The following is a 23,294-nucleotide window of genomic DNA, read 5'->3' as shown; positions in this document are numbered from 1 at the left end:
TGGCGGTCCAGGCGTCTAGCTCCTGGGCGGCCTTGCGTCGACCGTAGAGTGCGGTCATGGATGAGATCCCCTGGTTCGAGTATGAAGAGGACGACCTGAACGTAGCCCAACGCACGTTCGTAGACGTTCTGGCCGAGCGCGCGGGCTCCTGGCTGGTGGACCCGATCGACACGGTCGTGCTGCCCTCGGCGCGCACCTTCGACGGCCAGCTGATCGTCTATCTGGACATCGGCGACCCACAACGCAACCAGGGAGTTCTGACGGTGGGCGCCCACTTCGACGGGGCCGTCGTCCGTGGGGGCAAACTCCACAACCAGGACTTCACCATCCAGCAGGCCGCGAGTGAGCTCACCTTCGAAGCCGCGGGATGCCCTGCGGAGCTGGGGAGGAGGGCGGCAGAGTGGTTCGAAGCTGTCCTCGCGCGACCTCTGATTCGCTGCGAATGGCATCACGAGGGAAGGACGTACGCGGTCCGCTACGAGTACGCAGATACAGGGCGAGGCCTCAGTGAGGGCTTCGAGACCTCTCTTGCACCGGACGCACTGCGCAAAAGACTGGCCGCAGACGGCGTGATCCGAGGCCGAGGCCGGATCAACCGTGTCGGCCTGGGCCAACCAGACGCGATCGCACATATCCGAGGCGTCCATCCCGATCAGTAGTTACGGGACAGCTCTGAGCATCAACCACGCACCCCGGCGTGCTCGCTCAGTGAACCTCCTTACCGGGCACCGGAGTTGAGCAGTGCGTGGGAGGCTCTTTGTGCACGGCTGCCGACCGCCGCAGTGCCCTGGAGTCTCTGATGGGGCCTACCCGCACGGCGGTCCTCACCATGATCGGAGAGTACCCGGGGGCTCTACCCAGCAGTTGGCCTCGCTCATCGGCATCTCCAAGTCAAGCGCCAGCGAGCATGCCACCGCCCTGCGCAACGCAGGGCTGATCAACACCCTGCGCCATCGGGCAGCCGTCTCCCACACGATCACCACCGCCGGAACCACGCTCCTCAACGCCCCACCCCCCTCCAGAACACCGACCAGCCTGCCCAGCGGCCCATAAGCTGCCGGGAAGCGGGCGCCCTGTTCCTTGACCAGAGCAATAGCCAATACCTGTGGATGGGTTTCTCATGATGTTGGTGGGTTGGTTCCCTGGATGACCTGCCAGTGGGAGCCCGGGGTGGCTGACGTGAGGTGTTGGACGCCTCGGCCTTGGAGGGTCACGAGCGCGGTGTGGACGGGGTCGAGTTCCTCGACGGAGCGGTGGTAGGCGAGGATCTGCGTCAGTTCCAGGTCGATGGCTTCCGCCAAGTCGCGGAGGCGGTCGAAGCGGGCTCCGCGGCGAACGGGCCCGAGTGTGCAGCGCACGGCGGCGATGGCCTCGGTCGCGCTCACGACGGTGGCCTGGTCGATCTGCAGTTCCACCTCGGCCACGCGCACATCCTTACAGCAACCGGGACTTGGGGACGGCGCCGCAGCCGCTTCACATCGCTCGGCGTTTCCTCAGCTCAGCGAGCCATGCCCCCACCTGTTCGTCATCGTGCAGATAGCCGCCGCGCTCGCCCGCCGGGAGATCGATTCCGTAGAGGCGGTTCAGCGCCCACCACGATAGATCGTCCCAGACGGTCCCGTCCTCCATCACCCACCTCGCCGCCCAGCGATCGGCCTCGTCCCTGAGCAGCCGACCCGCGACAAGCTCAACGAAGCGATCTTCGATCGCATCAAGAGTTGGCTGGCTGCTGGCATCCATGCCCTGACCGTACAAGCAGGGCGAACGTTGCCTGATGCGGCACCGTGTGGGTACCGCCCCGCGGTCGCCCGCCGCGTTGCCGTCCTGGCCGTGGTCGTGGTCGCCGTGGTCGGCGTCCGGGGCAGGCCCCGGGGCTGGGGCGGCGAGGAAGCGGGCGTAGCCGCGGTCGGCGCGGGCGATCAGGGCCGGGGAGGGCCGGCCGAAGTCGGCGGCTGGAGCCCGGGGTGCTGTGGTAGGTGTCCAGTGCCTCGGCGGTTCTGAGCGCGATCAGCGTCTTGCCCGTCCCGCACGCGGACACGAGGTGGCCGCGCGATCCCGGGTGCTTCAGGTGCCGGACCGCAGCGTCGATGGCCGCGTTCTGATCCGGACGCGGCACACGACGAGCAGGGGTGGTGGGCGGTATGGGGTTGGGCATCGCGGCAGAGAACCTCAGCGGGCGAGACGACCAGGTGTCGGGGCTTGCGGGGTTCTATGGTCTCGCAGTCGGCGTATCCCACGCGGGTGCCCTGGGAATCCGTCAGCCGGCCGTGTATCGGTTGGCCCGAGCCGAGCGTCGTCGGCCTCGTACTGGACGTCATCCCCGGCGCACTCCAGCAGCAGCTCAAGAGTGGCGTTTCCTCGAAAGAGGGCTCGCCGTCGCCCTCTGGATCACGGCCCTGGACGACTCTGAGGCGGCCTCAGGTCGGGCTGTGGAAGGGGGGATCTGGGATCAATAACTGCAAAGTCTGCGAGGTCATGGGCGCCTGGTCTCTACATCCAACCGCAGATTCCGCTCCATAGGCGGTCACACCACTGCACCGGAGTGGCCCCGCCCAGGAGCATCGGGTCGTGTTCCTTCATCAACACGTTTGCACGATAGGCGATCACCATCATAAGAAGGCAGCCTCCGGCCTGCCCCGCCTCCCTCCCGACATCCTTTACTCGCTGTTCCCAGTCTTGGTTGCCACGCCTTGCCTCGAAAGCTCTGTACAACTTGATAGCGAGAGGCTCCAGGTTCGCGCCGAGATAGGCCTTCGCCGCCACGAAGACTTCTTCAGTTGTGATGACACCATCTCGCCAGTTGTTCGGCTTACTGAGGTGTTCGCATATCCGGGCCATCACTGGCGCATGCTCCTCTCTCAGAAAGCGTTGGTGTCGACGATCCGCTCGTTCTATCCGTAGCCCGTTCTTCTCTGCTTCGACCCGCTGGTTGAGCTCGCGGTGCAACTCTGCTCGCCGCTCCGCCTCTTCACGCATATTCCTCCTCCTCACCCAGCGCCTCCATGAAAGGAAGGGCGGCCATGGGCGAGGGGGCGACTCCGGATACCGCTTGTCAAGCAGAAACTGAAAGGCCCGATCATGAGCTAACCTGCTCCAGTCGTTGTATCCGGAGTGTTGCGGGTTCCCGACGACTTTGGGCAATTCTCCGCCGGTTAAATATGAGTACGCGTTGGGGTACTCAACTTCAGCCCTCTTGCGAAGCTTTATTGCCTCGACGGTGTCACCTCGATACCAACCCTCCGCTGCATAGGAGATGAGACCGAGGGCGGACAGTATCTCGTCCTCGGCAAGGCCGTCTGGGGCGTCATTGCTGTATAAATCAGCTGGTTCCTTGAAGCCCCGTGGTCCCGTTGACGCATCGGGAGTGCTGTCCGGGCCAGGCGTAGGGGATTTCTTCGACGACTTCTGAATTATCTCTTGCACCAGGGCATCAGGGAGAGAACCGTCGGCCCTGCCGTGCCATCGACCCATCGCGAAGACGACGAGTCCGCCTGGCACTCGGCCGTCTGGTGACGGCTCGCGAGCCTCGGCAGCGATCTCCTCGTCGGTCAGAATGGCTGAGCCAGCGCAACGAGCATGAGAAAAGAGCATGAAGTGAATCGGTACCTCATCGGCCAGGATGCTGTGGCGCAGGGTGGAGAGCGAGATGTCCTCCTCTACGAGACGGAGGTCCTGTCCACAGACTCGGCACTGGTGTGGCCCTTCTGGCGGAGTAGCGACGATGTCGTCGGCGTTGGGTTCTCCGATGACTGCGCGTACGGCAGCGGATACGTGGATTGTCATGGTCGCTGCTCATCTCCTCCTCTGGCTTCGCCCGTTCAGGCGCCGGCATGCAGGTATCCGGCCCAGAGGGACGGTGTGCGTGGAAATCTGTCGCGTCGTGCGCGCACCGCCGCATGCAAGGCATGTGCCGCCCGCTCCACAGCAAGTCTGGGGCCTTCGGCGCGTAGGTGTGTGTAGAAGTCTCCGCCTACCATCGCAGCTACCTGGTCATCGACCTCCCAGAGAGTGCCTACGACGCGTGGCACTCCGGCGAGTTGGAACGCGGTTGCCAGGTGGATCGACTCGTCGTGTAGTGCGCGGGTCTGGATTGAAGCGCTCCGGCAGGCTGACAAGTAGGCGACCTGTACCGACTCCAGCCGTGCGGCGGTCAGAGCGGCGACGGTGAACGGGCTGCTTGAGTGGTCATGCAGCAGCAGACGGCTGTGTGAAGGGTCGTCGGGATCGCTGATGCCGTGGCAGGCGAAGTGGGCGACCGGATATTGCGGCAGGTACGTCAACACCCTTTCTTGGGTGGGTAGTTGGCCGTCGGCCTCCTGGTCCTGCGGGCTTGGGTTCTGCGCTTGGCGGAGCAGCACCCATTGCGCCAATTGCTTTGTAACTGCCCCGACCTCGGCGTCGACGTAGTGCAAGCGGCCGTCCTCGGCCAGGCCTGGGGTGGTGGGAAGGGCAACGACCAAAGCACGGGCGGGTGTGGACGCCATCGCGCGCTGCCGGGCGTAGCCGAGGGCGCGGACGCTCGGTGTATAGGACGAGACCACGCGGTCCATGACAGTGCGGCGGCCTGGCATGTCTGCCGGATCACCCTGGTGGCCGGCTGCGTGCAACGGAAGTTCTGCCAGAAGACCACCAGCGATCCACCACACCCGCGGCCACGGCTCGCCTTCGCGCGGCTGCTCGGTGAACCCCATCTCCTCAAGAACCGGCTCGAGTGCCGAGTCCCACAGCCACTCCAGCGTGTTGCGCAGCACTGCTTGCGCGTCCTTCCGCCGCCGCATGCTGTGCCCCCGGACGGCATCGTGCAGCGCGGCACGAAAGGCGTCGGCGCGCCTGGTCAACTCCTCCGCACGCAGCTTCGGCAGGGCAATCGCGTTGACGCCGGACGTCGTGAGGACGAGTGCGTCGCTGCGGTATTCACTCACGTTCAACGCCACCACCGGTCCCTGCTTCGCCTCGGCGCGCAGCGAGACGAGTGGCGGCGGGAGGGCGAACGAGGCGAAGCTCTCCTGGGCTCGGATCTCTTCGAGCACTGCCGCCAGTTGCCGGGCCAGCCAGCTCCTTTTGTCGTTGCCGGCGAGCTGGGTGGTTGGCGCGGCAAGCTCGGCAGGCTCTCCTACGGGTTGGTCAAGCTGGTCGCACAGGTCCATGAACCGTGCGGCCAGTTCGGGATGGCGTTGGCGGAGGTCGGTGAGGTCACTGCGGGCGTCGAGTGCCTGGCTCAGGAGGACGGCACGCCCGAGTTCCAGGGTCTGTAGTGCGCCTGCGTCGCTGCCCTCACCACCCTGGGCCAGGCGCAGCGCGGCCGCATCGGCGGCCAGGCCGGAAAAGCGGGCCAGGGCCTCCTGCTGATCGCCGCGGCCGAGGTGTCGGCCAGCCACTGTGGGTAGCAGCCGCACGGCCTGTTCGAGGACTTGTGCCGCCTGTGCGGTGTCGAAACGGGCCAGCAGCGTGGCGGCGTGCTGCGCGGCCGTGATCCTGTCGTTGGGGCCGGCCAGGGTGTGGTCGGCTGCCCGCGCGTAGGCGGCGGCGGCCTGTTCCAGTGAAGTGATCGCATTGGTGCGCCGGTATCGCATGTCCAGCGCGGTTCCCAGGTTGATCCAGAGCTTCGTCAGATGGAACTGGTCGGCGTTGTCGCTGCTGTCTACCGCACGGGCTGCGGCAACCGCCTGGTTGAGGTCATCGACCGAGCCGGTGCGCCAGTATCGCCGGGCCAGCATTCCCGACAGGTTGGCGAGTGCTACAGGCAGCATCCGGTGGCCTTCCGGCAGGGCATTCACCGCGCTGCGGCCCCAGTCGACAGCTTCGTCCAAGTCCTCAAGCGAGCCGCCGGTCTCATAGCTGAAGAGCAGCACCGAGGCCAGGGTGGTGAAACACAGACCGCGAATGACGTGCCCCTCGGGCACCGCCTGCGCCGCGGAGCGGGCTGCCGTGAGCGCCTCCTGGAGGTCCCGCTGCTCGCCGAGCCGCTGGAAACGAAGGTGCAGCGCGACCGCGAGCTGATGCTGCCGCTCGACGAGCAAAGGATCCCTGTCCGTCGTGGCACGCACCGCGTCCTGGCACGCGACGGCCTGCGCCTCCAGGTCCTCCAGCGCACAGGTGTGCTCGTATCTGCTCTGCAGGGCACCTCCGAGGTTGTAAAGGTACGGGGCTCGCTCCTCGTCTCCATCGGCCAGGTCCACGGCATGGCGAGCGGCGCTGACCGCTCGGTCCCCGTCCGCGTCCACGGCGCCGTGCTCGAACCGCAGGCGCAGGGCGACACTGAGGTTGTTGTGCAGCGCTCCAAAGATCGGGGAGTCCTGCGGCGTCAGCTCAATGGCCTGGTTGCACGATGCGACGGCCCGATCGAGATACTCCGCATCACCGGTACATTCGTACAAGCTCCACAGTGTGATCCCCCAGCTCGACAAGCACCCCACTCGATAGGCATGGTCAGCCGGCGCGGCCTCGACCGCTCGGCCTCCGACGTCTTCAGCCTCATGCAGGTAGGTGAGGGCACCTGTGTGCTCCCACACCAGGCGCAGGCTCAGGTGCAGAAGGTTCAAGCGCTCCACCAGGGCGGGATGGCCCTCCGGTGTAAGTTGCACAGCTTCCTTGCCTGCCTCCACCGCCGCCATCGAATCCTGATCGTCTCCCGTACTTTCGGCGCGGTCGAAGAGCGCCTGCGCAAGCTGCGTCAGGAGGAACGGCCGTGCCGGATAGCCCACTTGGCTGGTGCGCACGCCGTCTCGCAAGCGCGTGATCCGTTCATCGAGATCGGCAGTGGCGTAGTGCCCCGTGCCTTCGCTGCTCAATGCCCGCCCCCGTCCGCCCATGAAGTCGGCAGGGCAGTGCCGATGTCTTGCTGGCCGCCCCGTTCGTGAAGCTTTACCATCGTGCCAAACGGCGCCGCCCTTTTCACGGTGCGATACAACTCCAGCCGAATATACGGAGGTTGATGGGATGCGGGAGGGGACGTTGAAGACCGCATCCGCCTTGGGCTACCTGTGCGAGAACCTGGAAGAGATCCAGAACGACAACGACTCCGTCTCCGAGCCGCTATCGCGCCTGCTCCCCCTGCTGAGGGCCAACGCCCGGCAGCTGGGCACACCGTCTCCGGACGATCGCCAGCACATCGCGGATCTACTGAACGCGATCCACGAGGCCCTGCAAGCCGGGGAAGACGCCCTGGGGCTGTTCGGTCACGCGATGCGTAGTCCGGTCGACGCGGTTGGCGTGGACAGCCTCGACGTCGTCTACCGCTGCCCGCTTGCCCTGTGCACCGGCCGCCTGGAGAGGGAGATCACCGGGGCTCTGCCGCGCTGCTCTGTCAACGGCGCGGAGTTGCGGCGCGAGCATCTGGCCTGATGCAGGGATTCCTGAGCGAACTCGCCAAGCGGCTCGCCGAGCGCTGGATTTCCTTGCTCGTCCTGCCCGGTTCCCTCTTCCTGGCAGTCGTCTTCACCGCGGTGACGCTCGGCCAGGACCATTCCCTGGGCGTTTCCCGGCTGGTCGACGAAATCACCGCGTACGCCAAGGCGCCGGATGTGCGGTCCACCGCCGGACAGGTGGTGCTGCTGCTCACGGTGCTCGCCGGCTCCGCGGTGGCCGGGCTGGTGGCCCAAGCCCTCGGCAGTCTCATGGAGCACGTGACCCTCGCCGCCGGATGGCGCCGGTGGCCCGGCCCGCTACGCGCGGTCACACGGTCGATGGTCGCCCGGCGCCAACGACGTTGGAAGACCGAGCACGATGTCTGGTACGCAGCGTACGAGGCGGCCCGTTCCCCCGACCCTCAGCATCGGCCTGAGCCCTCCGCACGCCACCGCGCAGCCCGCCGTCGGGACCGGATCGCACTTGAGCGGCCTGATCGTCCCACCTGGATCGGCGATCGCATGCACGCCGCCGCGCTCCGCCTCGACCGGGACCACCATCTCGACCTTGCGACCGTCTGGCCCCACCTGTGGCTGATCCTGCCCGACGATGTCCGCGCCGAACTCACCGCAATGCGCGCGTCTGTGTCCCGCGCGGCCACGCTGGGTGCATGGGCCTTGCTGTACGCGCCCTTGACCGCATTGTGGTGGCCGGCAGCGCCTCTCAGTGCGGTTCTCGCAGTCGTCGCCCGGCATCGCCTACACGTGACCGTCCATGCCTTCGCTCAGGCCCTGGAAGCCACGACCCGACTCCACGTCGCTGCCCTGGCGGCCCAACTCGGCCTGACCTCCGCCGGGGCGACGGGTGAGGCCGACGGCAGTCCTGGCCAATTGGCCGCGCAGGCGCAACCCCAGCCCTTCAACCGAGCGGCAGGACGTGCCCTCACTCGATACCTGAGCAGTCGTGTCCCCCCGCCAAGTGCCGAATCCTGAGCGCAGATCGCAGTCACAACGGGGGCTCGGTTTCCATGTGCGTAGCAACCGCCTGCGTATGGTCACGGTGCTCCTCAGGAATCCGCCCGCGCAGGTCCACGGCGTGCCGGTACATCGCCCAGAACCTCTGCAGGTGCTCGGCGTTCACCTCATGTGGGAAGAGCACATCGCGAAAGGGCGGGAGCTTCAGCGTGAACCATCCGGTCGTGACGTACTCCGCCGGGTATCCGCTGTACAACATGACCCGCCCATGGCCCCCGTGTCGGCCGACCGCGGCCACGAAGTGCTGTATATCGGCCAGTGCGACATCGGGAAACCCCTCAAGCCGCAGCGGACCCTCGGGGCGGTCGTACAAGAACAGGGAAAAGGTCATGATGGGGTATGTGGGGTACGAGTTCAGGTCACTGACCAGGAGGCAGCGCCCCTGGTCAACTGCGTCCTTCACGGCGGAGAGCTCGTCCACGCTCGGCGCGTCCATCCGCACCACGGCGAGCGGCCCCTGCTCGTCCGCCGCATAGAAGGGCACCAGCGGCGTGACGGAATCCGCCGGGATGGCACCGCTGAGGTCGGCGTAGAGAGGCCCTGGGTGCGGTAAGGGGAGCGCGTCGAGGTCGTAGTCACGATGGTGCCTGTGGCTCACAATTCACTCCCCCTCACGCCGAGGCACGGTGCGGAGCAGAGCACACGCCTCAAGACGAGTCCGCCGCCTCCCTCAGCACACATGATGACCGTGAGGCGTGTACCACCGGAAGAAGGCACGCAACCGAACTTGAGGCCCGCCAAGAGGCTCAGGCGGCAAAACCGATGCTCGTCACGTACTCGTACTGGCCCCACTGGGAGCCGAGGTCGGGCAGCACGTCAGTGGTCCATGCCTCCTCGAGGGCGCGGGGGTCCTTGTTGGCCCAGGCGGTGACGATGGCGTCCCAGCGGCGCACGTTCATCTTCCGGTAGGAGACGACACGCTGGTGCAGGCGGGTGACCCGGGACTGGTTGAACGGGTGGATCTCCACGCGGGTGCCGCCGCCGGCGTTGAGACGTGTGAGGAGGTGGCGGGCGACGTGGTGGCGGCGCACCCTGCGGTAAACGGCATCGAGGCGCTCCAGGTTGGCCTTCGTGGGGCGCTGCGTGCCGGCTCGCCACGCGTTCAGGGTGCGGTCGGTGACGGTCAGCCCCAGCTGGCGGGCAGCCTGGAGGGTGCGGGCAGACTTGGTCAGGTAGTTCAGGCGGGCGGTCAGGCCGCGCTTGGTGGTGACGGGGGGTGGCGATGAAGTCGACGAGGTAGTCCAGGCTGCGGGCCACGGCGTCGCTGCCCTTGATCCCTTGGGTGCCGTACTTGCCGAACTCCATTTTCTTCTGGGGCACTTGGCCTTCCGTCCCTCGCCGTGATAACCGTGACGTCGGTCAGCCTACGGCCCGCGCCCCCACGGCAGCGGTGCGGGCGCGGCTGTCACCCGCCTGTGTGCAGCCACTGCTCATAGCTGACGTATTCGAAGCGGGATGCGCTGATGCCGTCGTACCACTGGATTTCGGGCGGCCCGGTCCGCTTCGGTCGCCCATGTGCGGCGCTCCTCCTCGGACGCCACCGCATCCACACTGTCCAGGAACTCTTGGACCGACCCGTCCATGCACGCCGCCCCCAAGAGGCTGCCCGCCCGGCGAACCAGGCAGTTTCGGCCAGCCCAGCGTAGAACCAGGCCCGAAGCCCGGGCAGTCCCTCCATCGGACTCCCCACCCCCGTGCCGGCAGGACGGCTTGCAGGACCGCGCTCCCGGGGCGGGTCACAGCTGGTGAGCGGGAGAAAGAAGGCCCCAGGACAGCCGCTCTCCCGCTCGTTCCCGGCGCAGGCCCTCTACGTCAGCAGCAAGCGGACTGTGGGGCAGCCCGCCGTACCCCACCTGAGCCCGCCAGACCCCGGCAGCCGTGGTCCGCCCGCGCCCGCACCGCCCGCACCGCCGCCGGGGGTAACGGGGTGCGTCAGTCGTCGGTCCAGGACGCGGGGCTGTGCGTGATGCCGGCGGCGAGTTGCGGGAGGGGTGTGCCGGTGCGCAGGGCTCTGGCCCGCATCAGCAGCAGGGCCTCGGGCCCGGTCACTCCGAGGTGTTCCGCGAGCATGCCCGCGGCGCGGTGGGTGCTCAGCCAGTGCGCGTCGATCACCTCGCGGGGCTCCCACAGGGGGCCTGCTCCGTCGTCGAGCAGCACGCTCTGCAGGTGCTCCCAGAGGCGGGCCACCGCCCATGCGGCGAACATGCCCTGCTGGACGGTTCTGGGGTGCGCGGGCCACGGGCAGGTGCGGTACAGGACGATGGTGGCCAGGGCCTCGCCGCCGGACAGGACCGGGAGCGCCCACAGCCCCTGGACCTGGGGCAGTTGCTCGCCGACGGCGGTGCTGAACAGGGGCCGCAGCGGGTGGGGCTGCCGGGTGAACGAGACGATGATTCGCTGCTGGGGCCGAAGCCGGACCTGCTGGAGCTCGCTGACGGCGAACACGAACAAGCCCTTCAGCCCGCCCGTGCGGCTGTGGCTGCCCCGCCCGGACGGGGACTCCGAGGTGGGCTGCCACCCGCACCTCGGTGCACGCCCCGCAATCGACGTTGCCGAGGATCAGGGCGAACGTGTCGGTGGGGGCGTCGTTGTTCGACTTCTTGCCCGCGGCTTCCCGGCGTCAGGCCAGATTGGATACCCAGCCGGAGCACGTGCCCGCTGTGATCTTCTTGGTGCTCCAGTGGCCCTTGCAGACACGGAATTTGACGGTTGCACTCTCGGGGAAGTTCTTATTCTTGTAGCGCTGAGAGCTTGCGCCGTCGGCGTTGAAGATGGCGCCGTAACGGGACCCGACCTGCCAATCCACGACGCCAGAGGAACCGTCGGATACCCCGTCAGAGATCATGAACCAGTCACCTTCGGGGGCGAAGCAGGCCTGGTACTCGTCGTTATCGCCGTGAGTGGCGATGCACTTCGTCCACTGAACGTTGGGGCGGTTGGTTTCAGTTGCGCGCTCCGTCTCGGCGCCGGCGGCGGATGCCTGGGTGACCGTGAGGAGTGTGGCGGCGGCTATGCCGCCGAGGACAGCGGTGATTCGAGATGTGCGCATGTGACGGTGAGCCCTCTCGTTGGTGATCGTCCGGAAGGTAAAAGTGTAGATAGCACGTTCATGCCTGGGCCTAGGCGGGTCGCCTCCGCAAGGCATTTGCCAAAACTGCCCTTGATGCCACGGGCTGTCCCCTAACGCATGGCCCCGAGTGAGATGACCTTGATGTGACTGGTGTGATCACGGGGTCAAAGCCGTCCTGTACCGCCCCGTTCACCAAGGTGGGCCCGCACCGCGCCACGTTGGCCGCGGTGCGTCGCGAGTCCGTGGAGGAACCGCAACACAGCCGACCGAGGGGCCTGCCGCCGAAGGACCGTCGAGCAGGTCTGCGGTGGCCTGCCTTCGCCCACCCCCACGGACTCGACCCGGCGCACCCCGTGCAAAGGGAGATCGAAGCCCTCGACGCCGAGGAGCTGCGCCGCCTGGTACTCGCCGCCCTCGCCCCCCCCTCGTGACCGTCGACGCCCTGACGGAGCAGCTCGCCGAGGTAAACCGGCAGCGCCAGCAGCTCCGGGACCTGGTGGAGGAGTGGCAGCGTCGTCACAGCCCGCCCGAGTGAAGCGCCGATACGTCGCAACCACTGCGGTCAACTCAGCTCGCAGACGAGGGGGTTGTACATGCCGCACCGACCGCCGCACCCGACAGCACGGCGGCCCGCGAGGCGCTGCACCGTGCGCTGCGCCTCCTGGACGGCCAGGACGCCCCCCGAGGCCCGACGGGCGGCGCAGGCCGCTCAGGCGTTCAGCTTGTCGAGCAGAGCGGGTCGTTGTTCGAATGCGTCGTTAGCATCATGGACATGCCTGAGGTGTGGATCGGTTTCAGTGATGCTGCCCGGCGCCGGAACTGGTGGTGGACCGGGTTCTTGGCCTTCGTCTTTGCCGGTGGGGCTGTGGCTATGGGCTTCACCGCTCCGGCGCAGACCCGCTGGGGGTGGGTCATTGGGGTGGGCGTGGCATGGGTGGCTACCTCGTTTTACATGATCAACCATGGGGTACGGGCGGACGCTCCTCACTGCGAGCGGGATGGAGTTCCGGACCTTCGTGAGTCGGCGCTCGGTCCCGTGGAGCGAGATCGTCGGGATCGAGAAGCGGGAGCACCTGACGCGCGGTGGGTCGTGGTGGGACGTGCGGGCCGTCCGGGTGCGGAGTCGTTCGCTCGCCATTCCCGGCGCCTTCGCCACGCGGGAGTGGGATGCGGCGTTCGAGCAGCAGCTGGCCGTGATCCGCGAGCGCTGGTCCCGCGCCGTCGGCGACTGACGGGCCTATGCCGCCAGAGCCTCGGGCGGGCCGGGTCTCCGGTGCTCGGCGCGGTGTGCTGTCGGTAGCACCAGGGGTACCGTCGTGTTCTGGATTTCCAGAACACGCGGGAGTAGCCGCGCAGGCACGAGAGAGTTCCGCAGACGGCATCGCGCCGTGCTCCCCGGGACGGGTCCGCGCCCTGTACGGCATCGTGCGTTCATGCCCTGGCCTGATCTGTCTCTCACCCACGCTCGCGAAGCCGGGCATCTGGAGGAGGCGCTGGGTGAGCGGGCCCGCGTTACGCACTTCGCGCCCGGTCTTCCGTCCGGTGTCGGGATGCGGCACCGTGAAAGGACGGACACGCAAAAGGGGGGCGTACGTGGACCGTACGAACGGCGGAAGTTCCGATCCGCCGCAGCACGACGAGGGGGACATCCCCGACACCGGCCAGGAAGACACCGGGAACGGGCACGAGGACGAGGACCCGGGTCTGCCGTCCGACTAGGAGCGAGGAGCCGGGAGGCCGGGCGTGGACGATGCGGAGCTTCGGCAGCGTTGCGAGCAGGTCATCGACACCTATAAGGGCGGATACTTCCACGACCGTGCGTGGCTGCGGGAAGCGTTCCGTGCTGTCCCCCGTCACCACTTCGTCCCCGACCGGGTGTGGGCTCCCGAGCGCGGCGAGGACGGGCGGTACCCGGTCCTGGACCGTGCCCGGGACCCCGCCGGGTGGTTGGAGGCGGTCTACCGGCCGGGCTGGGCTCTGATCACGCAGATCGCGGACGGCGCCGTACGGGTCGAGGACGGTCCCACCCCCAGCAACGACTTCACTTCGTCGATCTCCAGCACGGCCGCCGTGATCAACATGCTGCACCACTTCGACCCGCGGCCCGGCGAGCGAGTCCTCGAAATCGGCACCGGCACCGGCTACAGCACCGCCCTGACCGCTCACCGTGTCGGTGACAGGAACCTGGTCACCATGGAAGTGCAGCAGGACCTCGCGGAGCGGGCCGAGGCCCGGCTCGCCGCGCTCGGGTACCGCCTCCGGATACTGTGCGGGGACGGTGAAGAGGGGTGGCAGGAGGGGGCACCGTACGACCGGCTGATCTCGACTGCGGGTGTGCGAGAGATCCCGGCGGCGTGGCTGCGGCAGGTGCGGGCGGGCGGCGTCATCGTCACGCCGATCGCCACGCCGATGCGGTGCGACGCTCTCGCCTGGCTGAAGAGCGACGGCCAGGGCGGCGGCGAGGGAAGACTGGTCACGGCCCTGTACTTCATGAAAGTCCGCGGTCAGCGCGAGTCCCGGCCGTGGCGTGAGACCGGGTGGCCCACCTGGCCCCAGTGGTCGCTGACCGTCACCCCCGACCAGGGACAGACACTGCGCACCCGCTGACGGCAAAAGCCACGAAGGTGCTGCCGCCAGGCCAACGCGGCACCATCTCCACGAAGCTGGTGGGGAGTTGCGCCGAGCAGAGTTCGTTCCGTGCGCTTTACTGATGGTTTCAGAATGAGGTGGCTGCGGATCTTGTGCTCGACGGGCTTGGTCGCCAGGGTGTCCCAGGTGTGTGCTGATCTTGTTCCTGTGGGCCTGTCGGCAGCGGGAGGCCCGCGTCGGCGGGCAGCTCAGCCGTGATTCACGGGTGTGCCGCCGCGGTCGTCGCTGCCCAGCTGGCCAGCAGTTGCAGACGCTCGGCGGTGGGGGAGGCAGGCTCGGCAATGTACGCGGACAGGGTGATGGAGGGAGAGGAGTCGAGGGTCAGTTCCTCGAAGCCCAGGATGAGCTCTCCGACCTGATGGTGGTGGAGGGTCTTGCTGCCCGCGCGGTGGACGCCGACATCGTGAGCGGCCCAGCGGGATCTGAAGTCGGTGCTTCGCGTGGACAGCTCGCCGATGAGCTGTATCAGCTGCTTGTCGTGCGGTGTCGCGCCCGCCTGGGCGCGGAGGATGCGTACGCACGCGGCTGCCGCGTCGTCGAGGTCGTCGTAGAACTTGGCCGCGGCGGGGTCGAGGAAGACAACGGAGGCCAGGTTCGGCGGGGAGGCTGATGAGCGCCGGGTCGGGCTGGTGAAGGCCATGTCGAACAGGGCCCGGCCGAGGGCGTTGGACGCGAGGACGTCGAGCCTCTTGCTCAGGGCGATGACGGGGGTGGCGCTCATCGCATCGATGAGCAGCTGTACCTGCTGCGGCACGCCCGCCGCGGCCTTCGGCTGTCTCCGCGCCCGCGAGGGGCGGCGCGCGGTGCGGGCGAGGTCGTAGAGGTAGGCGCTCTCGTCCGCGGTCAGCTGCAGGGCGCGGGCAAGGGCGTCGAGGACCTCGTCGGAGACCCCTGTCAGGTCGCCCTTCTCGATCCGGGTGTAGTAGTCGACCGAGACGCCGGAGAGCATCGCGACTTCCTCCCGGCGCAGGCCGGGGACGCGGCGCGCTCCGCCGCCCTTCGGGATGCCGGCCATGTCGGGGGTGATCTTCGCGCGGCGGGTGGCCAGGAAGTCCCGTACGCGCTCGTCCTTCGGTGCCATGACCTCACGCTATGGGTGATCGGGGCCAGGGGCCAGGTTCCGCCAGACCCCCCTCTGAGGGGGGTTCCATCGCAACCTTCCGCGCTCGTTCGGGGGCACCCACAGTTGATGTCGTAGGAGCCGACGGGCGCCGGCCCGAGGCCCGGACAACGATGAGTGGGACAGCCAGGAGGAATCATGACTGAACGGACCGAGCGCGTGAGCTTCCGTGCCCCGGGGATGGCCTGGGACCTGGCGGGAATCCTCCACCTCCCCGCGGATTTCGACGAGGACGGCTCGTATCCGGCGATCGTGAGCGTTCACCCGATCGGCAGCTGCAAGGAACAGACCGCCGGCAACGTGTACGCGAAGGCGCTGGCGGAAGCCGGCTACGTGGTCCTGGCCTTCGACGCCAGTTACCAGGGTGGGAGCGGCGGGCAGCCGCGTCTGGTCGAGGATCCCGCGCAGCGCGTGGAGGACATCCGCGTCGCGGTCGATCACCTCGTGACGCTGCCGTACGTGGATGCGGACCGTATCGGCGGGATCGGGGTCTGCGGGGGTGGCGGCTACGTCATCAACGCGACCATGACCGACCGCCGGATCAAGGCCGTCACCAGCATCACCGGCGTGAACTTCGGGCGCCTGAGCCGCGAGTCGTTCAGCGGCTACGACCCGATCGGCGCTCTGGAGCAGATGGCGGCGCAGCGCACCGCCGAGGCACGCGGCGCGGACCTGCGGGTCGACGACCTCCTGCCTGCCTCGGTCGAGGCCGGACGGGAGGCGGGGCTGACGGACATCGACGTGCTGGAGGCCACGGACTACTACAAGACCGGCCGGGGACAGAGCCCGGGCGGCGCCACGAGCGCGGTGCTGTCGCGTCGCGGGGCGGCGATCGGCTGGGACGCGTTCTTCGGCGCGGAGCAGCTGCTCACCCGGCCGCTGCTGGTCGTGATCGGCGACAAGCCCGGCGGGTTCGGCGCCTACCGCGACGGCCAGGAGATCTACGGCCGCGCCGCCTCGAAGGACAAGCGGCTCCTCGTCGTGGAGGACACCTCGCACTACGACCTCTACGACCGGCCGGAGCCGACGCGCCAGGCCATCGAGGCCGCGACGGAATTCTTCGGCACCCACCTGTGAGCCCGGCCCGCCCAGAAACCCATGCGACAGCAAACCCGAGGAAAATCATGAGCGAGAACATCAGCATCAGGACCCTCAACGGCTACGGCACCACCCTGGCCACGGTGATCAACTTCCCGGAAGGCTTCGACGCGTCGAAGACCTACCCGGCGATCGTCGTCTCCCACCCGGGCGGCGGCGTGAAGGAGCAGGCAGCCGGCCTGTACGCGGGCAAGCTCGCCGAGCACGGCTTCGTGACCGTCGCCTACGACGCCTCGTTCCAGGGCGCGAGCACCGGGGAGCCGCGGCAGCTGGAGAACCCGCACATCCGCACCGAGGACGTCAGCGCCGTGGTCGACCACCTGACCACGCTCGACTACGTGGACAGCAGCCGCATCGGCGCGATGGGCATCTGTGCCGGGGCCGGCTACACCGCGAACGCCGCGATCAACGACCCCCGCATCAAGGCCGTGGGCACTGTGAGCCTGGTCAACATCGGTCAGATGTTCCGCAACGGCTGGACGAACGACGTCGCCGACGCCGACGCCGCTCCCCTGCTCGCGATGGGCGCGGAGGCCCGCACCACCGACGCGGAGGGCAAGGACAACCCCTTCCCGCTCGCACCGATGCGCGAGGAAGACGCGCCGAACGAGGAGCTGCGCCAGGCGTGGGAGTACTACCACACGCCGCGTTGCGAGCACCCCAACGCACCCGGCTTCATGACCACGCGCAGCCTGAGCCAGATCATCACCTACGACGCCTTCCACAAGGCCGAGGCGTTCCTCACGCAGCCGCTGCTGGTCGTCGCGGGCAGCGAGGCCGGATCGAAGTGGATGAGCGATGACCTGTTCGCGCGGGCCGCGAGCAAGGACAAGTCCTTCCACGTCGTCGAGGGATCGAACCACATGGAGCTCTACGACGGCGAGAAGGAGGTCGCCGAGGCCGTCAGCAAGCTCGGCCCCTTCTTCGCCGACAAGCTCTGACAGTTGCCCCCAGGGGGCGGCGGGACACGTGTGTTTCGCCGCCCCCTGGCCCGATAGAACAAGGCATGCACATGACTCGCACCGTATTGATCACCGGAGCACGCTCCGGATTCGGCGCCGCCCTGGCCACAACGTTCGCCGACTCCGGCTGGAACGTCGTGGCCACCATGCGCACCCCCGACCGGGCACAGTCCGCACTCCGCGAGCACGAGCGCATCCTGGTCGCGCCCCTGGACGTGACGGATCCGGCTTCCATCACCGAGGCCGTGACCGCTGCCGAGCAGCGGTTCGGCTCGGTCGACGTCCTCGTCAACGCCGCGGGATTCGTCGTGCAGGGCACGGTCGAGGAGATAGACCTCGACTCTCTGCGTGACCAGTTCGAGACCAACGTGGTCGGAACCGCAGCCGTCATCCAGGCGATCCTGCCGGGAATGCGGGCGCGCGGAAACGGCCACATCATCACCTTCTCCTCGGGCGCGGGACTCGTCGGGATCCCCCGGATGGACGCGTACGCCGCGTCGAAGTTCGCCGTCGAGGGGCTCAGCGAGTCGCTGGCCCGCTCGGTGGCGCATCTCGGCATCGAGGTCACGATCATCGAACCCGGAGTCTTCGAGACCGAGCTCGGGTCCTCGGTCGTCTCGCCCGCCTCGCCGATCGAAGCCTACGATCCCGCGGCCGCCCAACTGCCCGACCTGTACGACTGGACCCCCGGAGACCTCGGCGCGGCCGCGCGCGCGGTCGAGTCCGTCGCCGGCAGGCCCGACGCGCCGCTGCGCCTCTACGTGGGCCATGGCCTGGACGACGTGCGCCGTCACTACGGGGACCGTCTCAAGAGCTGGGACCGTACCGCGGAGATCACGGCGACGACGACCAGCGCATCGTGAGAGAACCCGAGAAAGGCTGACGAGATGGGCACCTGGACACAGGAAGAACTGGACCGGATCAACGCCGAGGGCTACTTCACCGTCGGTGCCACCCTGCCCGATGGCACCACTCCGAAAACCGTGGACATCTGGTCGGTGCCCGTCGGGGACCGGATCTTCATCCGCTCCTACAACGGCACCCAGGGAAAGTGGTACGGGCCCGCGCTCAAGACCGGCCGCGGGCGCATCTCGGCCGGCGGAGTCGAGAAGAGCGTGCGCTTCGTGCCGGTCGCCCCGGACGACGAGGAGACCAACCAGGCCGTCGACGCCTCCTACCTGGAGAAGTACGCGGACAGCGAGTACTCGGTGACGATGTCGACCGAGCCCGTACGCCGCAACACCCTGGAGGTTGTCCCCGAGGAGTGAAGCTCCGGATGCGCGCAGCGGTCCGGGGCGGGTGACGCCCCGGACCGCACGGCCTGTTCTGCCCGCCCTCACCAGTCCCCTCTGCCGGTGCGAACGGTCCAGTCATCCCCGTCGTCGCCGCCCTCTGCGGCAAGCATCCGGGACCGGGCACCCCACCCCTGGTCCCGGACCTCCCATGACCAGGACACGGAGGCATCCCCGTCATGACCACCGAATCCCGCGTGACCACCGGATCCCGCTTCCGGCTCGTCCCCATGCGGCCGCGCGACCCCGACGAGGAGGGCCGCACCGCCTCCACCCTCGAACTCTTCTTCGACCTCGTCTTCGTCGTCGCCGTCAGCATCGCCGCGGTGTCGCTCCACCACGCCCTTACGGGCGGGCACGTCCTCGAAGGGATCCTCAACTACGGGATCGTGTTCTTCGGGATCTGGTGGGCCTGGATGAACTTCACCTGGTTCGCCACCTCCTTCGACACCGACGACTGGCTCTACCGCGTGCTCACCATCGTGCAGATGGGCGGCGTGCTCGTCCTCGCCTCCGGGATCCAACCGGCCTTCGAGGACCACAACTACTCGGTACTGATCCTCGCCTACGTCGTCATGCGCCTGGCCCTGGTCGCCCAGTGGCTGCGCGCCTCCCGCTCCGCCGGACAGGCACGGCGCGCCACGCTCATCTACGCCGGGGGCATCACCGGCGTCCAACTACTGTGGCTGGCCTCCCTGCTGCTGCCCCAATCGGCGTTCTCCGTCGCCCTCGTCGTCCTGGTGGGCGCCGAACTCGCCGTGCCGATCGTCGCCGAGCGCACCGGCTCCACCCCGTGGCACCCGCACCACATCACCGAGCGCTACGGCCTGTTCACCCTCATCCTGCTCGGTGAGAGCCTGCTCGCGTCGGCCAACGCGATCATCGAGGCCCTCCACGAGACCGACCACCTCACGCCTCTGATCGGCGTCGCCGCACTGACGCTGGCTGCCACCGCCGCCCTGTGGTGGATCTACTTCTGGCCACCGCACCACCACGCCATCTCCAGCTTTTCCAGCTCCCTGGCCTACGGGTACGGACACTTCTTCATCTTCGCCGCCGCCGGTGCATTCTCCGCGGGCATCGAAGTCGAAATCGATGTGCTCACCGGGCACAGCGACCTCCACCAGCCCTGGGCGTCGCTCGCCTACACGATCCCTCTGGCAGTGTTCGTCCTGGGCATCTGGGCCCTGGCGATCAGACCGCACGCCGACCGCGTCGTCAACACCGTCGTGCCCCTGGCCGGCCTCCTGGTCCTGATCGACCCCCTGATCCCGGTCCCCTTCGCCCTCACCGCGGTCATCCTCGCGGGCACCGTCGCCGTGCTCGTCTGGAGACAGCCGATCGACACCGCCAACGCCTGACCCTCCTCCCCGCAGCCCCCGCCGGTCGCGGAGATCCGCCATACGACCGAGGCTGCTGCCCCGACTCGACCGCCGACCCGGCGTCTGCTCGAGGTCACCGGGGCCGATCAGGTCCTGACTCTGTATCCGACTCTCACCGCCGCCTTTACCACCGCCGCGTAAGCCGTCGCTGCACCGCACGCCGCCCCGGTGCCCGGTGCCGGGCCATCCCGGTCCGGCACCGCTGCTCCTGATCGGCCGTGACCCCCGGGAACGCTGGGCGCAGCCGCCACCAGGACCGGGACAGGTGTCGGTTCGGCCCGGGGTTGTCGAAAGCTGCACCATGCCCCTTGGTTGTCACACTGTGTGATGATCTGGTGTTTGTGCGGGCAAACTGACGGCATGGAGACAAGCCGGTCGGATGAGGAGCGCTCGTTGGCCGATGCTGCTGCCGACAAGCGGGAGCGGACGGCCGACGAACGGGAGCGGGTGGCCAACGAGCGGGAGTCGACGGCCGACGAACGGGAGCGGGTGGCCAACGAGCGGGAGTCGACGGCCGACGAACGGGAGCGGGTGGCCAACGAGCGGGAGTCGACGGCCGACGAACGGGAGCGGGTGGCCAACGAGCGGGAACGTCAGCTCGTGGTGTGGGAGGAACTGCTGGACACCCGGGCTCGCAGGATGGGGCATCACGGTCCCGGCCTGCGGAACCGTGCGTACGAGGCGATCGAGCGGTCCCGGCAGCTGCTGTACGCCAGCCAGGGCCGGCTGGACCGCAGTGAAGCGGCGATGCGCCGCGCGGACGCGAGAGATGACCGGGAGCAGCTGGCCATCGAGGGGGAGGTGGCAGACTCCCGGGTGCGTCAGTCCCGGGAGGGGCCTACGGTGCGGGCGGTTCTGGAGGCGAGGGTGATCCGTCTGCGGCGGCAGTTGGCGTCAGTGGAGTCTGCGCTGGCTGCGACTGAGAGCGCGCTGGCTGATGAGTGTGAGCGGCTTGCCCGGGAAGAGCCTGAGCGGGCGGCCGAGTACCGGGGGCAGGCCGGAACCGGTCTCCCTGAACCTGAGCCCGGCGTTGATGGCGTTGATGACGAGGGCGGCGCCTGAGGGGCCTTCTGCGGGCCCGGGACGAGCCACGGGGACTCTTCCTCGTTCGTGCTGCTGTGGCCCCGGGAGCGCCCGGCCTGGCCGTCCCTCCCACCCCTTTCTTTCCGTGGGTGGGCGGGCAGGGCGGGGGCGACCGGGGGTTGTCCGGGTTTCGGAAGGTACTGACCACGGGGGCTGACCTGGGGAAACGGGCGCGCGGCGCCGTGGGGGTGTCACCCCCACTGTCAACCCAACTGTCACCCCCACTGTCCGGGGCGGGGCGCGCCCCGGGCGGGGCCCGGTGCCGGGCCGCCCCGGTTCGGCACCGCTGCATCAGAACGGGTCGCGGAGCCCCCGGGAGCGCCCGGTCTGCCTGCCTGCCCTCAGGGGCCCTGTCGGGTGGCTGCGGCGGGGCCGGGGGTGCGGCCCTGGTGGTCGGTGCTGCGGCGGGCCGTTCGGTCCGACGCAGCACCTTGCTGTTCGGGTGGTGGGCCCCGGGAGTGGCGGGGCCGTGGTCGTTCAGCGATCTCGTCCGCCGATCAGGGAAATGAGGACCGGTACGGAGAGGCCGGTGCTGGTGAGTCCGGCCAGCACGGCGGCTGCGGGGGGTGCCCCGGTCAGTGCGGTCAGGCCGCCGGACACCAGTCCGATGACGAGGGCGGTGAGGAGGACGACGGTGGTGTGCAGGGACAGGAACGGGGGCTCCGGTGCGGGCCTTGAGGGGGGACCGGCCGGTGGTGGTGTTGTGTGCGTCATGGCAGAAACATGGCCCTGGAGAGGGCTCTGACCTGCATAAATCGAACAACTCCGGTGTGGTCCGATCAGTCTGTGGGCGGTACGGAACACTTCCTGTGGTGTTCCGCCGTGTTCCGTCGAGTTCGGTGCCGTTCTGCCGCTTCAGTCTTACGCTGCGGTCCCAGGGGCTGAACGGGGGCGGGGCGATGACGGGCAACGGCGGTGCCGAGGGCCGCGGCTACGAAGGGGCTTTGAGGGAGCTCGGCGTGGCACTTACCGAGCTGAAACGGGAGCGGGGCGCCCCGTCCTACCGTCAGCTCCGCTCGCGCGGAGCGCGGGTACTCGGTGCGGAATGGGCGGTCTCGCTGGCCTCGATGAGTGAGATCTTCGCGGGGCGGCGCGGTCCTTCCTCCCTGAACCGGCTGCTCTGGCTCGTGCGCACGCTGCTGTCCTACGACGACGGCGAAGAAGTGCAGCCGCCCGAGCGGCGAGATCCTCGGCTGGAACCGTGGCGTGAGCGGTGGAACGCCATCGAAGCCCTGCGTGCCGCCGCCCGCCGGTCTCCCGCTGTCTCCGCTGCTGCAGAGACGGAGGACCCGGCCGCCGTACCGGCCGCCCTGCCAGCCAGCCAGATCGAGGCGGCTCTGTCGCAGATGGTGGATTTCGTCTCTGCCCAGGCGCATGCGGGAGCTTCTCCCGTTGCGACCATGCTCATCGCGGGGGGAACCGTCATCAACTGGCTCGACGAGTGGCTCCGCAGCCAGACCGTTCTCCACGCGGGCGACATGGCCGCGGCCGCGCTGCACGCGGACGATGAGCGATCCGCCCTGCTACGCGCGATCGTTGCGCGGCACGAGGATGCCGTCCGAGCGGCCCCTCACGCCCCTGATCAGCCCGGCAGCGCCGGGGGCGTCCAGTGCTTCGCGTGTTACCACAAGGCTGCGCCCGGACAGACAGGGATCTGGTCCTGCGACCACTGCGGCGCGTACAACGACACCAATACAAGTAACAAGAAAGTCACCGTGCTTGATTACAAGCTCCCTGGTGACCTCAAATGCAGCGCCTGCGGACTCTTCGTCAACAGCTTCAAAGTGACGGGTACACGCTGCGCTCTACCTGCCCGTCCTGCCGGCAGAAGCTCCGCTGACGGCCGCTGAGCTGTCGGCGCTTCCCGAGCATGCCGCCGACGCCCTGCTCACCCCCACTGTCCGGGGAGGGGCCCGCTCCACTGGTCGGAGCCCGGTGCCGGGCCGCCCAGGCCGGCGCTGCTGCTGCTCTTGAACGGGGTCGCGGAACGCCCGCGAGTCCCCGGCCTGCCTGCCCACCCACCCCATTCTTTTCGTGGGTGGGCGGGCAGGCCGGCGGCGAGCGGGGGTTGTCCGGGTTTCCCGGCGCACTGACCACGGGGGCTGACCTGCGAAAACAGTCGGAGAGGCCGGGAACCCCTCGTAGGGGACTGTGAAGGGGACTGCATAGGGGACTTGGCCCCGCCTCCGCGCCGGTCCCGGGCGCGGGGCCGGAGCGCGGACGGGCGCCGCGGTCCTCGTCCTGGCGCTGGGAGTGC

The 23,294-nt window shown here is 68.3% G+C and carries 23 protein-coding genes and 1 pseudogene; 13 read left to right on the top strand and 11 right to left on the bottom strand.

What is annotated here, in order from left to right:
• Positions 1 to 56 precede the first annotated feature (56 nt).
• On the top strand, positions 57 to 659 hold the full coding sequence (locus ACFYVL_RS31815; protein ID WP_389250999.1) for a hypothetical protein: 603 nt from the start codon (positions 57 to 59) through the stop codon (positions 657 to 659).
• Positions 660 to 1,118: 459 nt separating this feature from the next.
• Here ACFYVL_RS31815 and ACFYVL_RS31810 read toward each other — a convergent pair whose 3' ends face one another.
• The 5 genes from ACFYVL_RS31810 to ACFYVL_RS31790 form a co-directional block, all read right to left on the bottom strand.
• Positions 1,119 to 1,424, bottom strand: coding sequence for a hypothetical protein (locus ACFYVL_RS31810; protein WP_389250996.1), 306 nt, complete (start codon positions 1,422 to 1,424; stop codon positions 1,119 to 1,121).
• 49 nt (positions 1,425 to 1,473) lie between these two features.
• Positions 1,474 to 1,740 carry a hypothetical protein gene (locus ACFYVL_RS31805; protein WP_389250995.1) on the bottom strand — a complete coding sequence of 89 codons (267 nt, stop codon included), beginning with the start codon at positions 1,738 to 1,740 and terminating at the stop codon, positions 1,474 to 1,476.
• A complete protein-coding gene (locus ACFYVL_RS31800) occupies positions 1,712 to 2,155 on the bottom strand; it encodes a DEAD/DEAH box helicase family protein (RefSeq protein WP_389250993.1) in 444 nt (147 codons plus the stop codon). The genes ACFYVL_RS31805 and ACFYVL_RS31800 overlap by 29 nt, the downstream gene beginning before the upstream one ends.
• Before the next feature lie 335 nt (positions 2,156 to 2,490).
• Positions 2,491 to 3,783, bottom strand: a complete 1,293-nt coding sequence (locus ACFYVL_RS31795; RefSeq protein ID WP_389250991.1) for a hypothetical protein — start codon at positions 3,781 to 3,783, stop codon at positions 2,491 to 2,493.
• Between the two features lie 35 nt (positions 3,784 to 3,818).
• A complete protein-coding gene (locus tag ACFYVL_RS31790) occupies positions 3,819 to 6,791 on the bottom strand; it encodes a CHAT domain-containing protein (RefSeq protein WP_389250989.1) in 2,973 nt (990 codons plus the stop codon).
• Between the two features lie 163 nt (positions 6,792 to 6,954).
• Here ACFYVL_RS31790 and ACFYVL_RS31785 point away from each other — a divergent pair, with 163 nt between their 5' ends.
• Together ACFYVL_RS31785 and ACFYVL_RS31780 are read left to right on the top strand one after the other, a co-directional pair.
• The gene (locus tag ACFYVL_RS31785) at positions 6,955 to 7,344 is read left to right on the top strand and encodes a hypothetical protein (RefSeq protein ID WP_389250987.1); all 390 of its coding nucleotides are present in this window, start codon (positions 6,955 to 6,957) and stop codon (positions 7,342 to 7,344) included.
• Positions 7,344 to 8,339: a hypothetical protein gene (locus tag ACFYVL_RS31780; RefSeq protein ID WP_389250985.1), complete on the top strand. Its 996-nt coding sequence runs from the start codon at positions 7,344 to 7,346 to the stop codon at positions 8,337 to 8,339. The genes ACFYVL_RS31785 and ACFYVL_RS31780 overlap by 1 nt, the downstream gene beginning before the upstream one ends.
• A gap of 13 nt (positions 8,340 to 8,352) precedes the next feature.
• On the opposite strand, the gene ACFYVL_RS31775 is transcribed toward ACFYVL_RS31780, so the two are convergent.
• From ACFYVL_RS31775 to ACFYVL_RS31760, 4 genes and pseudogenes are all read right to left on the bottom strand, one after another.
• Positions 8,353 to 8,979: a hypothetical protein gene (locus ACFYVL_RS31775; RefSeq protein WP_389250983.1), complete on the bottom strand. Its 627-nt coding sequence runs from the start codon at positions 8,977 to 8,979 to the stop codon at positions 8,353 to 8,355.
• A 148-nt stretch (positions 8,980 to 9,127) separates the two neighbouring features.
• Positions 9,128 to 9,701, bottom strand: a pseudogene (locus ACFYVL_RS31770) (transcriptional regulator).
• Between the two features lie 612 nt (positions 9,702 to 10,313).
• Positions 10,314 to 10,826 carry an ANTAR domain-containing protein gene (locus ACFYVL_RS31765; protein WP_389250982.1) on the bottom strand — a complete coding sequence of 171 codons (513 nt, stop codon included), beginning with the start codon at positions 10,824 to 10,826 and terminating at the stop codon, positions 10,314 to 10,316.
• Positions 10,827 to 11,001: 175 nt separating this feature from the next.
• Positions 11,002 to 11,430 carry a hypothetical protein gene (locus ACFYVL_RS31760; RefSeq protein WP_389250980.1) on the bottom strand — a complete coding sequence of 143 codons (429 nt, stop codon included), beginning with the start codon at positions 11,428 to 11,430 and terminating at the stop codon, positions 11,002 to 11,004.
• Positions 11,431 to 12,467: 1,037 nt separating this feature from the next.
• Between ACFYVL_RS31760 and ACFYVL_RS31755 the strand changes: the two genes are divergently transcribed.
• The 3 genes from ACFYVL_RS31755 to ACFYVL_RS31745 all read left to right on the top strand — a co-directional run bounded on the left by ACFYVL_RS31755 (position 12,468) and on the right by ACFYVL_RS31745 (position 14,058).
• The gene (locus ACFYVL_RS31755; RefSeq protein WP_389250978.1) at positions 12,468 to 12,683 is read left to right on the top strand and encodes a hypothetical protein; all 216 of its coding nucleotides are present in this window, start codon (positions 12,468 to 12,470) and stop codon (positions 12,681 to 12,683) included.
• Positions 12,684 to 13,044: 361 nt separating this feature from the next.
• Entirely contained in the window at positions 13,045 to 13,170 is a 126-nt protein-coding gene (locus ACFYVL_RS31750) for a hypothetical protein (RefSeq protein ID WP_389250976.1), read from the top strand.
• 24 nt (positions 13,171 to 13,194) lie between these two features.
• Positions 13,195 to 14,058 carry a methyltransferase domain-containing protein gene (locus ACFYVL_RS31745; RefSeq protein ID WP_389250974.1) on the top strand — a complete coding sequence of 288 codons (864 nt, stop codon included), beginning with the start codon at positions 13,195 to 13,197 and terminating at the stop codon, positions 14,056 to 14,058.
• Positions 14,059 to 14,299: 241 nt separating this feature from the next.
• Here the strand turns inward: ACFYVL_RS31745 and ACFYVL_RS31740 are convergent, their stop codons facing one another.
• Positions 14,300 to 15,181, bottom strand: coding sequence for a helix-turn-helix domain-containing protein (locus ACFYVL_RS31740; protein WP_389250972.1), 882 nt, complete (start codon positions 15,179 to 15,181; stop codon positions 14,300 to 14,302).
• 177 nt (positions 15,182 to 15,358) lie between these two features.
• Between ACFYVL_RS31740 and ACFYVL_RS31735 the strand changes: the two genes are divergently transcribed.
• From ACFYVL_RS31735 to ACFYVL_RS31710, 6 genes are all read left to right on the top strand, one after another.
• Positions 15,359 to 16,297 carry an alpha/beta hydrolase gene (locus ACFYVL_RS31735; protein ID WP_389250970.1) on the top strand — a complete coding sequence of 313 codons (939 nt, stop codon included), beginning with the start codon at positions 15,359 to 15,361 and terminating at the stop codon, positions 16,295 to 16,297.
• Between the two features lie 47 nt (positions 16,298 to 16,344).
• Entirely contained in the window at positions 16,345 to 17,259 is a 915-nt protein-coding gene (locus ACFYVL_RS31730) for an alpha/beta hydrolase (protein WP_389250968.1), read from the top strand.
• Positions 17,260 to 17,330: 71 nt separating this feature from the next.
• A complete protein-coding gene (locus ACFYVL_RS31725; protein ID WP_389250966.1) occupies positions 17,331 to 18,143 on the top strand; it encodes an SDR family oxidoreductase in 813 nt (270 codons plus the stop codon).
• A 24-nt stretch (positions 18,144 to 18,167) separates the two neighbouring features.
• A complete protein-coding gene (locus tag ACFYVL_RS31720) occupies positions 18,168 to 18,548 on the top strand; it encodes a DUF2255 family protein (protein ID WP_389250964.1) in 381 nt (126 codons plus the stop codon).
• A 203-nt stretch (positions 18,549 to 18,751) separates the two neighbouring features.
• Positions 18,752 to 19,933 carry a low temperature requirement protein A gene (locus ACFYVL_RS31715; protein WP_389250962.1) on the top strand — a complete coding sequence of 394 codons (1,182 nt, stop codon included), beginning with the start codon at positions 18,752 to 18,754 and terminating at the stop codon, positions 19,931 to 19,933.
• A gap of 381 nt (positions 19,934 to 20,314) precedes the next feature.
• The gene (locus ACFYVL_RS31710; protein ID WP_389250961.1) at positions 20,315 to 21,016 is read left to right on the top strand and encodes a hypothetical protein; all 702 of its coding nucleotides are present in this window, start codon (positions 20,315 to 20,317) and stop codon (positions 21,014 to 21,016) included.
• A 498-nt stretch (positions 21,017 to 21,514) separates the two neighbouring features.
• Here the strand turns inward: ACFYVL_RS31710 and ACFYVL_RS31705 are convergent, their stop codons facing one another.
• Entirely contained in the window at positions 21,515 to 21,751 is a 237-nt protein-coding gene (locus tag ACFYVL_RS31705; RefSeq protein WP_389250959.1) for a hypothetical protein, read from the bottom strand.
• A 98-nt stretch (positions 21,752 to 21,849) separates the two neighbouring features.
• Here ACFYVL_RS31705 and ACFYVL_RS31700 point away from each other — a divergent pair, with 98 nt between their 5' ends.
• Positions 21,850 to 22,887: a hypothetical protein gene (locus ACFYVL_RS31700; protein WP_389250957.1), complete on the top strand. Its 1,038-nt coding sequence runs from the start codon at positions 21,850 to 21,852 to the stop codon at positions 22,885 to 22,887.
• Positions 22,888 to 23,294: the final 407 nt, after the last annotated feature.

The sequence above is a fragment of the Streptomyces sp. NPDC004111 genome (genome assembly GCF_042874215.1).
Taxonomy (GTDB): domain Bacteria; phylum Actinomycetota; class Actinomycetes; order Streptomycetales; family Streptomycetaceae; genus Streptomyces.
The sequence above is the reverse complement of the archived record's forward strand: the minus strand, read 5'-3'. Positions and strand labels throughout refer to the sequence as shown.

Excerpts from the sequence above, each read along its gene's own strand:
- ACFYVL_RS31815 (WP_389250999.1), top strand. The coding sequence starts at position 57 with ATGGATGAGATCCCCTGGTTCGAGTATGAAGAGGACGACCTGAACGTA.
- ACFYVL_RS31805 (WP_389250995.1), bottom strand. The coding sequence starts at position 1,740 with ATGGATGCCAGCAGCCAGCCAACTCTTGATGCGATCGAAGATCGCTTC.
- ACFYVL_RS31800 (WP_389250993.1), bottom strand. The coding sequence starts at position 2,155 with ATGCCCAACCCCATACCGCCCACCACCCCTGCTCGTCGTGTGCCGCGT.
- ACFYVL_RS31795 (WP_389250991.1), bottom strand. The coding sequence starts at position 3,783 with ATGACAATCCACGTATCCGCTGCCGTACGCGCAGTCATCGGAGAACCC.
- ACFYVL_RS31780 (WP_389250985.1), top strand. The coding sequence starts at position 7,344 with ATGCAGGGATTCCTGAGCGAACTCGCCAAGCGGCTCGCCGAGCGCTGG.
- ACFYVL_RS31760 (WP_389250980.1), bottom strand. The coding sequence starts at position 11,430 with ATGCGCACATCTCGAATCACCGCTGTCCTCGGCGGCATAGCCGCCGCC.
- ACFYVL_RS31740 (WP_389250972.1), bottom strand. The coding sequence starts at position 15,181 with ATGGCACCGAAGGACGAGCGCGTACGGGACTTCCTGGCCACCCGCCGC.
- ACFYVL_RS31735 (WP_389250970.1), top strand. The coding sequence starts at position 15,359 with ATGACTGAACGGACCGAGCGCGTGAGCTTCCGTGCCCCGGGGATGGCC.
- ACFYVL_RS31730 (WP_389250968.1), top strand. The coding sequence starts at position 16,345 with ATGAGCGAGAACATCAGCATCAGGACCCTCAACGGCTACGGCACCACC.
- ACFYVL_RS31725 (WP_389250966.1), top strand. The coding sequence starts at position 17,331 with ATGACTCGCACCGTATTGATCACCGGAGCACGCTCCGGATTCGGCGCC.
- ACFYVL_RS31720 (WP_389250964.1), top strand. The coding sequence starts at position 18,168 with ATGGGCACCTGGACACAGGAAGAACTGGACCGGATCAACGCCGAGGGC.
- ACFYVL_RS31715 (WP_389250962.1), top strand. The coding sequence starts at position 18,752 with ATGACCACCGAATCCCGCGTGACCACCGGATCCCGCTTCCGGCTCGTC.
- ACFYVL_RS31710 (WP_389250961.1), top strand. The coding sequence starts at position 20,315 with ATGGAGACAAGCCGGTCGGATGAGGAGCGCTCGTTGGCCGATGCTGCT.
- ACFYVL_RS31705 (WP_389250959.1), bottom strand. The coding sequence starts at position 21,751 with ATGACGCACACAACACCACCACCGGCCGGTCCCCCCTCAAGGCCCGCA.